This window comes from Streptomyces sp. NPDC004647 (assembly GCF_040609575.1).
In the GTDB taxonomy this organism is placed as follows: domain Bacteria; phylum Actinomycetota; class Actinomycetes; order Streptomycetales; family Streptomycetaceae; genus Streptomyces.
In genome coordinates this window covers 21,439-34,659 of sequence record NZ_JBEXKU010000055.1, presented here as the reverse complement: position 1 = coordinate 34,659, position 13,221 = coordinate 21,439, and the positions used below count along the sequence as shown (strand labels likewise).

The 13,221-nt window shown below is 71.4% G+C and carries 8 protein-coding genes; 3 read left to right on the top strand and 5 right to left on the bottom strand.

Annotated features, from left to right (window positions below):
- The first annotated feature begins 44 nt into the window (after positions 1 to 44).
- The 3 genes from fxsA to fxsT all read left to right on the top strand — a co-directional run bounded on the left by fxsA (position 45) and on the right by fxsT (position 5,328).
- Positions 45 to 239, top strand: coding sequence for an FxSxx-COOH cyclophane-containing RiPP peptide (gene fxsA / locus ABZW18_RS23315; RefSeq protein WP_356190437.1), 195 nt, complete (start codon positions 45 to 47; stop codon positions 237 to 239).
- Between the two features lie 692 nt (positions 240 to 931).
- Positions 932 to 2,218, top strand: a complete 1,287-nt coding sequence (locus ABZW18_RS23310; protein WP_356190435.1) for an HEXXH motif-containing putative peptide modification protein — start codon at positions 932 to 934, stop codon at positions 2,216 to 2,218.
- A gap of 98 nt (positions 2,219 to 2,316) precedes the next feature.
- Positions 2,317 to 5,328, top strand: a complete 3,012-nt coding sequence (fxsT, locus tag ABZW18_RS23305) for an FxSxx-COOH system tetratricopeptide repeat protein (RefSeq protein WP_356190432.1) — start codon at positions 2,317 to 2,319, stop codon at positions 5,326 to 5,328.
- Between the two features lie 134 nt (positions 5,329 to 5,462).
- Here fxsT and ABZW18_RS23300 read toward each other — a convergent pair whose 3' ends face one another.
- The 5 genes from ABZW18_RS23300 to ABZW18_RS23280 all read right to left on the bottom strand — a co-directional run bounded on the left by ABZW18_RS23300 (position 5,463) and on the right by ABZW18_RS23280 (position 13,212).
- Positions 5,463 to 9,413, bottom strand: coding sequence for a multifunctional oxoglutarate decarboxylase/oxoglutarate dehydrogenase thiamine pyrophosphate-binding subunit/dihydrolipoyllysine-residue succinyltransferase subunit (locus ABZW18_RS23300; protein ID WP_356190430.1), 3,951 nt, complete (start codon positions 9,411 to 9,413; stop codon positions 5,463 to 5,465).
- 293 nt (positions 9,414 to 9,706) lie between these two features.
- A complete protein-coding gene (locus tag ABZW18_RS23295; protein ID WP_356190475.1) occupies positions 9,707 to 10,807 on the bottom strand; it encodes an ATP-binding protein in 1,101 nt (366 codons plus the stop codon).
- A gap of 26 nt (positions 10,808 to 10,833) precedes the next feature.
- Positions 10,834 to 11,583: a response regulator transcription factor gene (locus tag ABZW18_RS23290; protein WP_356190427.1), complete on the bottom strand. Its 750-nt coding sequence runs from the start codon at positions 11,581 to 11,583 to the stop codon at positions 10,834 to 10,836.
- A gap of 136 nt (positions 11,584 to 11,719) precedes the next feature.
- Positions 11,720 to 12,445, bottom strand: coding sequence for a spermidine synthase (locus ABZW18_RS23285; protein WP_356190425.1), 726 nt, complete (start codon positions 12,443 to 12,445; stop codon positions 11,720 to 11,722).
- Positions 12,446 to 12,594: 149 nt separating this feature from the next.
- Complete coding sequence (locus ABZW18_RS23280) at positions 12,595 to 13,212, bottom strand: hypothetical protein (RefSeq protein WP_356190423.1); 618 nt, start codon at positions 13,210 to 13,212, stop codon at positions 12,595 to 12,597.
- Positions 13,213 to 13,221: the final 9 nt, after the last annotated feature.

The following is a 13,221-nucleotide window of genomic DNA, read 5'->3' as shown; positions in this document are numbered from 1 at the left end:
CCTTGACTGCCGTGGCTGCGGCAGACGGCTGGGAGGAGACGAGGGTGCCGAAGCACCGAAGCACGGCGGCTGCTGACCCGTACGGTCCCGTGGAGGGCGGGCCACCGCTGCCGGACCTCACCGGCGTCGACCTGCGCTCCTTGCGCGATCTGCAGCATCCGGTCCTGTCGGCGGCGGTCGAGGACGTGCTGCGGCACACCCCTCAGACCTCGGACGCCTGGGCCAAGGACGGCGGCTAGGGCGGGCTCGGGAGTGACGCCGTCCACCCGGAGGGCGGGGCCCACGGCGTCCGGTGCCAGGGACCCGGCTACCGCTGGGGGTCCCCCCGGCCGGAGGCTGAGGGAGTCCGCGGGCCGAAAGCCGTCCTGGTACTGGGAGCACTGGGACCAGCCCGTCCATGCAGCGTGGGCCCGTCCGGGCCGAAGCGGCGGCCGGGGGAGGCTGGGAGCACTAGGACCAGCCCGTCCATGCAGCGTGGGCCCGTCCGGGCCGAAGCGGCGGCCGGGGGAGGGGTGCCACCCGGACGGAGTCCGGGCCTCGTTGGGCCAGGTCGTGAAACACGCCCCCGGGTGCCCCGGCCCCAGCCCCGGGCCGACGACGCTCCGAACGCCTCCCCCGTCCTCGGCCGGTCGGGCCCACGCGGGGCCGTCGGGCTCGTCCGTGTATGCCCCGTACGAGGAGGCCTCCCCCCAACTCCGTCCGGGGGCACCACCACCGCCGTGTGGTCGCACGCACCGGAAGCCGGGGCCCGTCGTCGGGCAGCGGCGCTAGCGGTGAAACGCGCCCTGGGGCAGGCGCGCGACGGTGGCGCGAACTGAATCGGGCAGACCCCGAGCGGAATCGGTCAGAAGCGTTCGAGACAGGTTTCTGCGAACTCCTGGGCAGGAAGGGTCGTGCCCAGAGGGTCCAGTGTGGGCCGGGGGGAGCTGCCGTGACCGGACCGAGCGCCGTCCGCGACGCGCTGCCACGTCTGGCCACCACCCGGTTCGCCTCCGAGGACGCGGTTCTGCTGCAAGGCGCCCTGCACAGCAGACGGCTGGTGCTCCTGAAGTCGCTGCTGACCCGGCTCGAGCGGCTTCCGGACGCTCTCCCGCCCCCGGCCCGCGAGGACTTCGAGCGGCACTGGCTCCTGCTGGAGCGGGCCGAGCGGAGCGACCCCGCCGCGCTGCGCACCACACTCGGCTACCCAGCCGTCGGCAGCTGGCTCACGCAGACCCTGGCCGCCCCGCCCGGCCCTGGATGGGAGCAGCTCGTGGGGCACTTCGGGGCGGTGGCCGCCGGTGCGGCGCTGCGCGCCGGGATTGTCTTCCGGACATTCCTGGCCGCCCCTGACGGGACGTTGGCGCTCCCCGGACTTGGCGTGCTGCACCCGCAGGAGCCCCGGTTCCGGCTCGCCGCGGGGCCGCACACCGTACGGATCACCGTCCCCGGCCGACGCGCGGCACACGTCCTGACGCGCCGGGGCGGACGGCTGAGTCCGGCCGGCCCCCCGTGGCAGGCCGTGCCGCCGCTGCCCGGCAGCCCGGCCGTGCTCGACGACCTCGACCCGTACCGCGCTCCGCGCACGGGAGTCGGCGGTGAGTCGCTGCCCGCCGGCGAGCGGACCACCGCCGAGCGGGAGCTGTGGCAGCGCCGCTGGCGCGAGGCTCTGCGGCTGATGGCCTCGGCCGACCCGGAACGGGTCGCCGAGACCTCCGCCCTGCTGCGCTGCCTCGTGCCGCTGGCCCGGCCGGACCACCGGGCGGTGGCAGCGGACGCCCAGCAGGCCAGCGCCACGCTGCGGTCCGCGCCCGGAGCTGTGCTGGCCACCGTTCCCGCCACCGCGGAAGACCTGGCCGATGTGCTCGTCCATGAACTCCAGCACAGCAAACTCGCCGTCCTGGCCGATCTCGCCCCGCTGCACCGGGCCGGCCCCGAGGCCGCGTACGAGGTGCCCTGGCGCCCCGACCCGCGCCCCTTCGACGGGGTCCTGCACGGCACGTACGCGCATCTGGCGCTCGCCGACTTCTGGCTGCGCGCCCGGGACCGCCCCGGCGCCACCGCGGATCAGCGGGCTGCCGCGGGCGCTCGCCACGAGCGTTGTCACGACCAGGTGTCCCGAACCCTGCCCATCGTCCTAGGATCAGGACAACTCACTTGTACGGGACGGGAGTTCGCTGTACGGATGAGGACGCATCACCAGAGCCTCGGACGGTCCCGGGGAGCAGCTCGCCACTAACGCTTGACAGAGCGTCATTCCACGGTGACGTGGGGTATCTTGCCCGTAACGTCACGCAGCGGTGTGGCGCGGCCCGACGCAGCGAGGGAGACAGCCGCATGGTCGTGCAGCGGCAGCCGGCGGGTGCCGGTGCAAAGGATCAAGAGCCCGAGCACTTCGTCGTCGTCTTCGCGGGTTACCACCGCCCATGGGCCACCTGGATCGCCCACCGGCTGGGGAGCTACGGACACCGGGCGACCCTGCAACGCTGGGACCCGCCGCGCGAGGTCCCGCTGGAGAACGCCTTCCAGGATCTGCTGCTGGCCAGCGGCCGGGTGCTGCTGGTGCTCAGCGACTGGTTCTTCCAGCTCGGCCCGCGGCCCGACGGCGAGTGGAACAAGGTCCTCCGCGGTCTCGTCGCCGACAACCCGGAACGCTTCGCGGCGGTCAACCTCACCAACCGCGCCCTGCTCCCCGCCACCGCGGTGCTGGAGCCGGTGGACCTCTGGGGCATCGGAGCCGAGGAAGCCGAGCGCCGTCTCCTGGGCCGCCTCGGCCTCCCGTCCGGCGCACCGCAGCGGGCGGTGACCGGGCCCGGCTCCCGCTACCCCAACGACCCGCCCGCAGTCTGGGGCGGAGTGCCCCGCCGGAACATCCGGTTCACCGGCCGCGACGAGATCCTCAACGAGCTCCAGCAGCAGCTGATGGACGCACAGCAGGGCACCGCCGTGGCCGCCCTGCTCGGCATGTCCGGCATCGGCAAGACGCAGATCGCCGCGGAGTACGCCTACCGCTTCAGCTCCGACTACGACATCGTCTGGTGGGTCAACTCCGACCAGCGCGGTACCCAGCGCGAGCGGCTGGGCGAGCTCGCCCAGGAGCTGGACCTGCGCACCGGCTCCGAGCCCGGCGAGCGCATCCGTGCCGTACGGGAAGCCCTGCGCCGGGGCGAGCCGCACCGGCGCTGGCTGCTGATCTTCGACGGCTGGGACGACACCGCCGACGCCTCCGAGCTGCTGCCCTCCGGCCCCGGGCATGTACTCGTCACCTCCCGCAACCGCAGCTGGAGCAACGGCAGTACGGCCGTCACCGAGGTCCCCGGCTTCGATCGCGCGGAGAGCACCGGCTATCTGATGCGCCGCGCCCCCCGGCTCACCGCCGACGAGGCCGACCAGGTGGCCGTCGAGTTCGAGGGCATCCCGCTGCAGCTCGCGCAGGCGGCGGCCTGGCTCGGCGAGTCCGACATGGCCGTCCCCGAGTATCTGCGCATGGTGCGCGAGGGGCAGTTCGTCGGGCTGGGCGACCAGGCGGGACTGGACGACTACCCGCTCTCCTCCCGTACGTCCTGGGCCATACTGATCAACCGGCTGCGCGAGTCGCAGCTGCACAGCGCCGAACTGCTCACCCTGTGCACCGCCTTCGCGCCCGGCCGGATTCCGCTCGGCCTCGTGCGGCAGGTCCCGACCGCCGAGCTGCCGGACCACCTCAGCTGGCTCTCGACCGATCTGGCGGGCTGGACCAGGGCCCTGGACACCCTCGTCAACTACTCGGTCATCACCCGGGAGTACCGGGAGCCCCTCTCCCACGAGACGGACCCCGAGCAGGACTCCGTGCACATGCACCGGCTGGTGCACGGCATCGTGCGCGAGCTGACCTCGCAGGAGGATCTGGAGGCGCACCGGCAGGTGGTGCGCCGGCTGCTCGCCGCGGCGGACCCGGGCGAACCGGGCGACAGCCGCCAGTGGCCGCGCTACGCGGAGCTGCTGCCGCACCTGGAACCCTCCGGCGCCCTCAGCAGCACCAACCGGCGGGTGCAGCGGCTGATCCTCAACAGCCTGCACTACTGCTTCCGCAGCGGTGAGTACCGCACCGGTATGGAGCTGGCCGAGAAGACCCGGGAACACTGGTCGGAGATGTTCGCCCCGGATGACCCGCGGATGCTCGAACTGACCCTCAACCAGAGCAGCGTCGTACGGTACGTGGGCCTGTACCGGCAGTCGTACGAGCTGAACCGGGCCGTCGTCGAGCGGCTGCGCGAAGCCTCCGAGATCGACGAGCTCTCCCTGATGCAGGCGGCCAGCAGCCTCGCCGCGGACCAGCGCTTCCTCGGGCAGTACACGGAAGCGCTACAGCTCCAGCGCGAGGTGCTGGAGACCTCGCTCAGGCTGCTCGGCCCGGACGAGCCACGCACGCTCGACGCTCAGCACAACCTCGCCGTCGGCCTGCGACTGCTGGGCAGATACGCCGAGGCGTACGAACTCGACCTGGAGACACTGCGCCAGCGCGAGAACCTGCTCCGCGCCCGGCACTGGGCGACGCTCAACTCGGGGAACGGCTGCGCCCGCGACCTGCGGCTGATGGGCCGCTTCCGGGAGGCGCTGGCCCGCCAGGAGCTGGGGATGCGGCTCCATGTGCAGATCCTGGGCGCCAACCATCCGCAGACCCTGCGGGCCCGGCACAACCTGGCGCTCTGCGAGCGGCGCGCGGGCAGCTCGCGGGAGGCCGGAGGGATGCTGGGCACGCTGCTGGAGCAGGTGGAGCAGGTGCACGGACGCTCCAACCCCGCCACGCTGCTGCTGATGGCCGACTACGGCAGCTACCTCCGCGAACACGGCCCGCTGTCGGTGGCCCGCGAACTGACCAGCGAGGCGGACACCGCCCTCCGCGCGCTGCTGGGGCCCGCCCATCCGATCACCACCGGAATGCTGTCCAACGTCGGGTTGGTCCTCCAGGCGGCCGGTGAACGGGCCGACGCGCTCTCGATGTTCGAGGCGGCCCTCGCCGGCCTGAAGGCGGCACTCGGCGAGGACCACCCCTGGGTGCTGGGCTGCGCGCTCAACGCGACGAGCGGGCGCAGCTTCAACGGGCGGCTGGAGAGCGCGATGGAGCTCAGCCGGGACACGCTGCGCAGGGCTCAGCGGGCGCTCGGCCCGGAGCACCCGCTGACGCTCTCCTGCGAGGTGGCCCTCGCCGCCGACCTGCGGGCGCTGCGTGAGGACGAGGAGGCCGGGAAGCTCGAGGACGACGCTCTGCAACGGCTCACCCGGACGCTCGGCGCGCAGCATCCGCATACGCTCGCGGCGCGCAAGAGGTCGCGTCCCTACTGGGACTTCGAGCCGTATCTGGGCTGAGCGGGCACGCGCGCCGTACGCCGTACCGCCCGTACGCGGGCAGGCCCCGGCACAGCGAACAGGACACAGCGCAACGGGCCGGGCCCCCACCCTCGCGGTGGGGGCCCGGCCCGTTCCGTGAAGCGTGCCGCGGGTCAGCTGCCGAAGACCTCGTTGACCAGGGCCTGCTGCTCCGCCTGGTGGCGCTTCGCCGAGCCCACCGCCGGGGAGGAGGAGTGCGGCCGGGAGACCCGGACCAGGCGCTCCTTGTGCGGGACATCGGCGCCGACTGCCAGGTCCAGGTAGTCGATCAGGTTGATCGCGACGAACGGCCACGCACCCTGGTTCGCCGGCTCCTCCTGGGCCCACACGAACTTCTCCGCGTTCGGGTACTTGGCGAGCTCGGTCTGGAGCTCGCGCCCCGGCAGCGGGTACAGGCGCTCGAGCCGGACGATGGCCGTGTCGGTGGCGCCCCGCTTCTCCCGCTCCGCCGCCAGGTCGTAGTAGACCTTGCCGGAGGTGAAGACGACCTTGCGGATCGCCGACGCCTCCACGGCGCCGCTCTCCACACCGGTGTCGCCGATCACCGGGCGGAAGTTGCCGTCGGTGAACTCCTCCGTCTTCGACGCCGCGGCCTTGAGCCGGAGCATCGACTTCGGGGTGAAGACGACCAGCGGCTTGTGGTGCGGGTTGTGGACCTGCCAGCGCAGCAGATGGAAGTAGTTCGACGGCAGCGTCGGCATGGCGACCGTCATGTTGTTCTGGGCGCACACCTGGAGGAAGCGCTCGATACGGGCCGAGGAGTGGTCCGGGCCCTGTCCCTCGTAGCCGTGCGGCAGCAGCAGGGTGACGCCGGAGGTCTGGCCCCACTTCTGCTCGGCGGAGGAGATGAACTCGTCGACGACGGTCTGCGCGCCGTTGACGAAGTCACCGAACTGGGCCTCCCAGAGCACGAGCGCTTCGGGGCGGGCCAGCGAGTAGCCGTACTCGAAGCCCATCGCCGCGTACTCGCTGAGCAGCGAGTCGTAGATGTTGTAGCGGGCCTGGTCCTCGGACAGGTACAGCAGCGGTGTGTAGTCGTCGCCGGTCTCCCGGTCGACGAGCACCGCGTGCCGCTGGCCGAACGTGCCGCGGCGGGAGTCCTGGCCGGACAGCCGGACCGGGGTGCCCTCCATCAGCAGCGAGCCGATGGCGAGGGTCTCGCCCATCGCCCAGTCGATCGTGCCGTCCTCGACCATCGCCGCGCGGCGCTGCAGCTGCGGCAGCAGTCGCGGATGGACGGTGATCCGGTCGGGGACGGTGACCTGCGACTCGGCGATCCGCTTGACGACCTCCTGGGAGATCCCGGTGTTCACCGTGACGGGGAACTCCGGCTGGGCCTCGGGGACCTCCGTCGGGGCCGGAGCCGCGGTGGCCTCCCGGACCTCGGTGAAGACCTTCTCCAGCTGACCCTGGTAGTCCTGCAGTGCCTGCTCGGCCTCTTCCAGCGTGATGTCGCCACGGCCGATCAGGGACTCGGTGTAGAGCTTGCGCACCGAGCGCTTCTTGTCGATCAGGTCGTACATCAGCGGCTGCGTGAAGGACGGGTTGTCCGCCTCGTTGTGACCGCGGCGGCGGTAGCAGACGAGGTCGATCACCACGTCCTTGTTGAACGCCTGGCGGAACTCGAAGGCCAGCCGCGCCACGCGGACCACGGCCTCCGGGTCGTCGCCGTTGACGTGGAAGATCGGCGCCTCGATCATCCGCGCCACATCGGTGCAGTACATCGAGGAGCGCGAGGCCGCCGGGGCGGCGGTGAAGCCGACCTGGTTGTTGATCACGATGTGCACGGTGCCGCCGGTGCGGTAGCCGCGCAGCTGCGACATGTTGAGCGTCTCCGCGACCACACCCTGGCCCGCGAAGGCCGCGTCACCGTGCAGCTGGATCGGCAGGACCGTGAAGTCCGTGCCCGCCTTGCCGATGATGTCCTGCTTGGCGCGCGCGACACCCTCGACGATCGGGTCGACGGCCTCCAGGTGGGAGGGGTTGGCGGCGAGCGAGACCTTGATCTGCTCACCGTCCAGGCCCGTGAAGGTGCCCTCGGCGCCCAGGTGGTACTTCACATCGCCGGAGCCGTGCATCGACTTCGGGTCGAGGTTGCCCTCGAACTCGCGGAAGATCTGCGCGTACGACTTGCCCACGATGTTGGCGAGCACGTTCAGCCGGCCGCGGTGGGCCATGCCGATGACGGCCTCGTCCAGACGGGACTCGGCGGCCGAGTCGATCACGGCGTCGAGCATCGGGATGACGGACTCGCCGCCCTCCAGCGAGAAGCGCTTCTGGCCGACGTACTTCGTCTGCAGGAAGGTCTCGAAGGCCTCTGCGGCGTTGAGCCGGCGCAGAATCCGCAGCTGCTCCTCGCGCTCCGGCTTGGTGTGCTGGCGCTCGACGCGGTCCTGGATCCACTTGCGCTGCTTGGGGTCCTGGATGTGCATGAACTCGATGCCGGTGGTGCGGCAGTACGAGTCGCGCAGCACGCCCAGGATGTCGCGCAGCTTCATCATCGACTTGCCGGCGAAGCCGCCGACCGCGAACTCGCGCTCCAGGTCCCACAGGGTGAGGCCGTGCTCGATGATGTCGAGGTCGGGGTGCTTGCGCTGCTTGTACTCCAGCGGGTCGGTGTCGGCCATGACATGGCCGCGGACCCGGTAGGAGTGGATCAGGTCGAAGACGCGCGCGGCCTTGGTGACGTCGTCGTCGTGGCTCACGTCGATGTCACGGAGCCAGCGGACCGGCTCGTACGGGATGCGCAGCGACTTGAAGATCTCGTCGAAGAACTCGTTCTCGCCGAGCAGAAGCTGGTTCATGATCCGCAGGAACTCGCCGGAGGCGGCGCCCTGGATCACACGGTGGTCGTACGTGCTGGTCAGCGTCATGACCTTGGAGATGCCCAGCTTGTTCAGGGTGTCCTGCGAGGTGCCCTGGAACTCCGCGGGGTAGTCCATCGAGCCGACGCCGATGATCAGGCCCTGGCCGGGCATCAGCCGCGGCACCGAGTGCACGGTGCCGATGCCGCCGGGGTTCGTCAGTGACGCGGTGACGCCGCTGAAGTCGTCCATCGTCAGCTTGTTGTTCCGGGCGCGGCGGACGATGTCCTCGTACGCCTGCCAGAACTCGAAGAAGTTGAGCGTCTCGGCCTTCTTGATCGCCGCGACGACGAGCTGGCGGTCGCCGTTCGGCTTGACCAGGTCGATGGCGAGGCCGAGGTTGATGTGCTCGGGCTTGACGAGGGTCGGCTTGCCGTCCTTCGTCGCGAACGAGTAGTTCATCGACGGCATCGCCTTCAGCGCCTGCACCATGGCGTAGCCGATGAGGTGCGTGAAGGACACCTTGCCGCCGCGAGCGCGCTTGAGGTGGTTGTTCATGACGATGCGGTTGTCGAACAGCAGCTTCACCGGGACCGCGCGGACGGACGTGGCCGTCGGCAGCTCCAGCGAGGCGTTCATGTTCTTCGCCACGGCGGCGGACGGACCGCGCAGGGGTACGAGCTCCGGCCCGTTCCCGGCGGCGGCGGCCGCTGCGGGCTTGGCGGGGGCGGCCGGCTCGGCCGTCTTGCCGGCAGCGGCTGCCTGCTTGGCCGGAGCTGCCGGCGCGGCTGCCGGGGCCGGCTGCTGCGCGGCGGCCGTGGAGGCACTGCCCGCGGCCGGGGCCTGCTGGGCCGCCGGGGCAGCCTTCTGCGGCGCGGCCGTATCCGTGGAAGCGCCCGCGGCCGGAGCCTGAGCGCCCGCGGCCCGGCCCTTCGCGGCGGTCGGCGCACCCGCGGCCGGCTTGGCCTGGGTGGCGTCGGCGCTCGGCGCAGCAGTCTGCGCCGCGACGGGCGATGCCGGGGCTGCCGCCCCGGTCTTCGCCTGCGGCGGCGAGGCAGCCGCAGAGCTGGTGTCCTGGCCCGGCTTGTAGTCGGCGAAGAAGTCCCACCAGGCTCGGTCGACCGAGTTCGGGTCCTGGAGGTACTGCTGGTAGATCTCGTCGACGAGCCACTCGTTCGGTCCGAAGGCGGACGAAGGGTTCTTCCCCTGCCCGTCTTCGTCTGTCGAGATGCTCGAGGTGTTGGGGGACTGTGGCGACACGGCGGCAACCGCCCTCTTCCGCTTCCTAAGGTGGTGGACAGCGGAAATAAAGGCTACGCCTCTTACACCGCTCGGTGCAGGCCGGGCCGCCCAGTCGTCGCGCAAGTCACATTGATCGACGGGTTTCGGCGCAGGATTTGGCGGGAAAAACCGAAAGTTCTGCACCGGAACGGGATCGTCCGATCTCGGCGGCGGCATGCTCGCCGCAACCGTTTCGGGTCGCCTGTCCTTCCGTATCCACGTCCGGGGCAACCTTCAGCCCCCCGGAAGTGCACTTCCGCTTCGACCCTACGTCAACCCGTCGCCTTGCCGGTGCCCGGGAGGGTGACGCGTATCCGGCAGCCGCGAGGGGATTCGGCCACTCCGATGCTGCCGCCGTGCAGATCCACCGCCCAGCGTGCGATCGCGAGCCCCAGTCCCGTACCGCCGTCGCTCCCCGGCCCGTGCGGGGTCGAGACGCTGCCGCGGTTGAAGCGCTCGAAGATGCGATGCCGCTCCGCCTCCGGGATGCCCGGCCCCTCGTCCAGCACCTCCAGGTCCAGGCTTCCGGGGCCGTCCGCACCGCGCCGGGCACGCAGCGTGACGCGGCCGTGCGCCGGGCTGTGCTTGACCGCGTTGTCGACCAGATTCGCCACCACCTGGTGCAGCCGCTCGGCGTCCGCGTGCGCGGTCAGCTCGGGCGGCGAGACGTCCAGGTGCAGATGGACGTCCGCCCGGGCGTGCGAGCCGGGGCCGCCGCCATGCCCGCGGGCCGCGGCGGCCAGACTGGCCTCCCGCAGCACGCCCGAGAGGTACGGCCACACCTCGAAGCGTTGGGTCCGCAGCGGTACGACACCGTTGTCCAGCCGGGACAGGTCGAGCAGGGTCTCCACCAGACGCCCGAGCCGCTCGGTCTGCCGCAGCGCGGTCCGCATGGTCTCCGGGTCGGCCTCGGACACCCCATCCACGACGTTCTCCAGCACGGCCCGCAGCCCCGCGATCGGGGTGCGCAGCTCGTGCGAGACATTCGCCACCAGCTCCTTGCGGTGCCGGTCCACGGCCTCCAGGTCGGCGGCCATGTAGTTGAAGGTCGCGGCGAGCTCGCCCAGCTCGTCGCGCCGGACCGCCCGTACCCGGCGCCCGTAGTCGCCGTTCGCCATCGCGCGGGCGACGGTCTTCATCTCGTCCAGCGGCGAGGTCAGCCCGTGCGCCACGAACTGGGTGATCAGCATCGTGGCGATGATCGAGAAGATGGTGACGATCCGCAGCTCGGTGTCGGTGTGGATCGCGACGAACACCAGCAGGGTGGTGATGGTCACCGACACGATCACCAGCGCGCCGAGCGCGGCCTTCACCGAGCGGTACGGGTCCAGCGGCCGAAGCGCCTCCCAGAGCCGGGCCCACAGGCCTGACATCACGGATCGCAGGGGCGGCCGTTTCCTCACGGGGCGGGGGCCGCCGGGGACTCCAGCGCGTAGCCCACCCCGTGGACCGTACGGATCCGCTCCGCGCCGATCTTCCGGCGCAGCGCCTTGATGTGGCTGTCGACGGTGCGGGTGCCGGAGGCGTCCGCCCAGTCCCACACCTCGGCGAGCAGCTGCTCCCGGGAGAGCACCGCGCGCGGCGTGTTCGCGAGGCAGACCAGCAGGTCGAACTCGGTCGGCGTCAGGTGCACGTCGTCGCCGCGCACCCGTACCCGCCGCTGCGCGTGGTCGATCTCCAGCTCGCCGAGCCGCAGGATTCCGGTGCGCGGGGTGATCGCGGCCTGTGTCGCCCGCTCCACACGCCGCAGCAGCACATGCACCCGCGCCGCCAGCTCCCGCATCGAGAACGGCTTGGTCATGTAGTCGTCGGCGCCGACGCCGAGGCCCACGAGCATGTCGGTCTCGTCGTCGCGGGCGGTCAGCATCAGCACCGGTACGGGCCGCTGGGCCTGTACCCGCCGGCACACCTCGAGCCCGTCGAAGCCGGGCAGCATGATGTCGAGAACCAGCAGGTCGGGCTGCCAGGCCTCGGCGGTGTCGACGGCGGCCGGGCCGTCCATGGCCGTCTGCACCTGAAAGCCCTCGGCACGCAACCGGACCGCGATGGCATCGACGATCGTCGAGTCGTCCTCGACCACCAGGACGCGTCGCTGGGCACCGGGAGTGGCCATCGCGCCGCCGACCGCGCCGTTGTGTGTCTGCTCCATTGCCCGCCCCTGCGTGTTCCTGCGTGTTCCTGCGTGTTCCTGCGTGTTCCTGCGTGTTCCTGCGTGTCCGCGCGTGCCTGCCGAGCCTCTTACGGTCTTTGCTGGCAGCAGCGTACGGGCACGGTGCGCACCTCGGCTACGCAGGGCGAATCGCGAGATGGACTGCGTCGGGGACGCCCCGGGCAACCGGCATCTCTTCGGTTGTTACGTCGATGAACCCGGCATTCCTCATGGCGCGTTCGAAAGCGGTGGACGGCCGTGCGGACCAGACGGCCAGCACACCGCCGGGACTCAGCCGATCGTGGCAGGCGGCGAGGCCTGCGGGACCGTACAGGCTGTCGTTGTCCGGGGTGACGGTCCAGTCCGGGCCGTTGTCGATGTCCAGGCAGAGCGCGTCGTACTCCCCCACAGCCTCAGGGGCGTGGGAGGTGCCCCCATCGGGCGCGCTGCGGATGAATTCGACCAGGTCGGCCCGGACGATCCCGGTGCGCGGGTCGGCGAGCGCCTCCGCGGAGATCCGTGCGAGCGGCCCGGAACGGTGCCAGTCGATCACGGCCTCCTCGCGTTCGACGACGGTGATCCGGCCCCAGCGCTGTTCCGCGGCGGCGTGAGCGAGGGAGAAGCCGACGCCCAGGCCGCCGATCAGCAGCGAGGGCGAGGCGTGGGCGCGCTCTGCGGACAGCGCGCCGAGCGCAGCGTCGATCAGCAGTCGCTCGGAGCGGCCGTCCGAGGTGTCCATGAGGAAGCAGCCGTTGGCGATGATCTCGAAGTCCTCGCCGCGCTGCCGCAGCGCGACCTCGCCGTATGGGCCCTCCCGGCGGTCCACGGTGACTGGCGGGGTGTCTCCGGTCGTCGGGACCATGGCTGACGGGCTCCTCTCAGCGGGCGCGAGGCACGTGATGCGATGTGCACCGACCAGCGTACGAGCCCTGGGCAGCCGTGGTTGCCGGTCACTGCTGCGCTGCCGGGAGGGTGAGCGGGCGCGGCGCGGCCCATCGCGCAGCAGCGCTGCTACTGCCGCTCGGCGCGCTCGTTCCGGCGGGGTCCCCCGGTGGCGGCTGCGACCAGTCCGACGAACCAGAGGGCTGCCGCGATGACCGCGGCGGAGGTGCTGGAGGCGCTGTGGATGGACCAGGCCCAGGTCTCCGGTGTGTTGTCGACACCTACGCCGAGGAGGAGGGTCGGCGCGAACATGGCCAGTGGCAGGAGCCAGGCCAGGCCGCTGCCGAAGACGCGGGCGCCGATCATGGCCAGTCCCAGGTAGCCCGTGACGTTCCGGACAGCAGCCGTGCAGACGTCCGGGGCCAGGCCTCCGGCCAGCGGCAGCGCGGCAAGGACGGCACCGAGGGCGAGCAGGACTGCCATGTGGGTGGCGCGGTAGCGGCGCATCGGTTGGGCGGCCGTGTGCTCGAGGTCGGCCATCGGGGAGAACAGCGTGGTCGCGAGGACGACCGCATGCGCGACGGGAACGGTCGCGGCGAGCGGCACGCTGAAATCCGAGAGATAGCGGAGCTGCGGGATCTGCACCTGCCGGCCCGCGTAGAGAGTGGCCGCGAAGGCGATGGCCAGGCTCACGAGCGCGGCCCGCGGAAGCTTGCGGCTGCGGGCGTAGGCGACGGCTGCGTTCATTCGGTGGTG

Coding starts and splice junctions, on each gene's coding strand:
- fxsT (WP_356190432.1), top strand. CDS start 2,317: ATGGTCGTGCAGCGGCAGCCGGCGGGTGCCGGTGCAAAGGATCAAGAG.
- ABZW18_RS23295 (WP_356190475.1), bottom strand. CDS start 10,807: ATGTCAGGCCTGTGGGCCCGGCTCTGGGAGGCGCTTCGGCCGCTGGAC.
- ABZW18_RS23290 (WP_356190427.1), bottom strand. CDS start 11,583: ATGGAGCAGACACACAACGGCGCGGTCGGCGGCGCGATGGCCACTCCC.
- ABZW18_RS23285 (WP_356190425.1), bottom strand. CDS start 12,445: ATGGTCCCGACGACCGGAGACACCCCGCCAGTCACCGTGGACCGCCGG.
- ABZW18_RS23280 (WP_356190423.1), bottom strand. CDS start 13,212: ATGAACGCAGCCGTCGCCTACGCCCGCAGCCGCAAGCTTCCGCGGGCC.